Origin of the sequence: Streptomyces durbertensis (assembly GCF_014156695.1) — a bacterium.
GTDB classification, from domain to species: domain Bacteria; phylum Actinomycetota; class Actinomycetes; order Streptomycetales; family Streptomycetaceae; genus Streptomyces; species Streptomyces durbertensis.
The window spans coordinates 1-2,184 of record NZ_WMLF01000641.1 but is presented as its reverse complement, the minus strand read 5'-3'; the positions used below and the strand labels follow the sequence as shown (position 1 = coordinate 2,184).

General features: G+C 69.6%; 2 protein-coding genes. Both read right to left on the bottom strand.

Features of this window, described 5'->3' with window-relative positions:
* The coding region (locus GL263_RS25390; protein ID WP_182858082.1) for an ABC transporter ATP-binding protein at positions 1–866 on the bottom strand (866 nt) is incomplete at its 3' end.
* 55 nt (positions 867–921) lie between these two features.
* On the bottom strand, positions 922–2,148 hold the full coding sequence (locus tag GL263_RS25385; protein ID WP_182858083.1) for a polyamine ABC transporter substrate-binding protein: 1,227 nt from the start codon (positions 2,146–2,148) through the stop codon (positions 922–924).
* Positions 2,149–2,184 lie beyond the last annotated feature (36 nt).

The window sequence follows — 2,184 nt, the reverse complement described above, 5'->3', positions numbered from 1 at the left end:
GTGGGGGTGAGGCTGATCTTCTCCGGGCGGACGCCGACGAGGAGGGCGGCACCCTCGGGGGTGTTCTCGGCGCCACGGGCGGTGGGGAGCGTGAGCCGTTCGCCGGCCGCCTTGCAGTGGGTGGCGCCGCCGCCCGTCGCGACGATCTCGGCCTCGATGAGGTTGGAGGTGCCGAGGAAGTTGGCGACAAACGCGGTGCGCGGGTTCTCGTACAGCTCGGCGGGGTCGTCGAGTTGTTCGACGCGGCCGCCGCGCATCACGGCGACGGTGTCGGCCATCGCCATGGCCTCCTCCTGGTCGTGCGTGACATGCACGAACGTGATGCCGACCTCGGTCTGGATGCGTTTGAGTTCGAGCTGCATCTGGCGGCGCAGCTTGAGGTCGAGGGCGCCGAGCGGTTCGTCGAGCAGCAGGACGCGGGGGCGGTTGATGAGGGCGCGGGCGAGCGCGACGCGCTGCTGCTGTCCGCCGGAGAGCTGGCGGGGTTTGCGCCGGGCGAGGTGGCCGAGTTCGACGAGGTCGAGCATCTCCTGGACCTGCTTGGTCACCGACCTGATGCCCCGGCGGCGCAGCCCGAAGGCGACGTTGTCGTGGATGTCCAGGTGGGGGAAGAGGGCGTAGCTCTGGAAGACCGTGTTGACGGGGCGGCGGTGCGGGGGCAGGTGGGTGATGTCGTCGTCGCCGAGCAGGATGCTGCCGGTGCTGGGTTCCTCCAGGCCGGCGATCATGCGCAGCGTGGTGGTCTTGCCGCAGCCGGAGGCGCCGAGGAGGGCGAAGAAGGAGCCCTCGGGGATGGTGAGGTCGAGCGGGTGGACGGCGGTGAAGTCGCCGAAGGTCTTGCTGATCCCGGTGAGTCGGATCGTCATGTGTGCATCGCTTCCGGATCGTAAGGGCACCGACGGGCAGCGCGCGGGGAGGGCCCTACGCGCCGATGAGGCGGGCGAACTGGCCCTCGTACCGTTCCTCTTCCTTCTCGCTGAGGGGACGGAAGACATGGCCCTTCTTGATCATGTCCTCGTCGGGGAAGATCAGCGGGTTGTCGGCGAGTTCCTCGTCGATGTCGGCCATCGCCTCGCGCGCTCCGGTGACGGGGCAGATGTAGTTGACCCACGCGGCGAGTTCGGCGGCGACCTTCGGCTGGTAGTAGTGGTCGATGAACGCCTCGGCGTTGGCCCGGTGCCGGGCGCGGGCGGGGACGAGCATGTCGTCGGTGCCGAAGAGATAGCCGGTGTCGGGCAGGTGGAAGCGGATGTTCGGGTTGTCGAAGCCGAGCTGCACGATGTCGCCGGCCCAGGCGACGCAGGCGGCGATGTCGCCCCGGTTGAGCCCGTCCATGTAGTCGTTGCCGGTGAAGCTGCGGATCTGCTTGCGGTCCACGGCGCGCTGCACGGTGTCGATGGCGGCGTCGAAGTCGTCGTCGGTGAACGACGCGGAGTCGGCGCCCATGCCGAGCATGATCAGGCCCATGGTGTCGTGCATCTCGGTGAGCAGGGAGACGCGGCCCTTGAGCTTGGGGTCGGTGAGGAGCTGCTCGGTGCTGGTGACCTTGCGGCCGCCGGTCGCCTTGATGTTGTAGGCGACGACGGCGGCGGTGCCCGCCCAGGGGTAGCTGTACTGGCGGCCGGGGTCGTGCGGGGCGGCGCGGAAGCGGTTCTCCAGGTTGGTGACGGCGTTGGTCATGTTGGCCGGGTCCAGGCGCTGGGCCCAGCCGTGCCGGATGAGGCGGCCGGCCATCCAGTCGGAGAGGCAGACCAGGTCGCGTCCGGTGTCCTGGCCGGCCGCGAGCTGCGGTTTGATCTTGCTGTAGAACTCGTTGTTGTCGTTGACGTCCTCGCTGTAGCGGACCTTGATGCCGGTCCGCTTCTCGAACGCCATGAGGGTGGGGCGCTTGCCCTTGTCCTTCCCGCTCTCGACGACGTCGACGTAGAGCGGCCAGTTGGAGAAGGTGAGCGTCCGCTCCTTCGCCGAGAGGTCCTTGACGCGAGGGTCCTCGCCGCCCGTGCCGGTCTGCGCGGGCGGGATGCCGCAGGCGGTGAGCGCGGCGCCGCCGACGGCGAGCCCGCCGGCCTGCAGCAGTCGCCGCCGGCTCATGGCGGCGCGGCCGGTGGTCAGGCTTCGCTGCCACGCCTTGCGGACGGGCGCGGGCATGCCGTCGAATAGCTCCACTTCGGGCTCCCGGTGGTT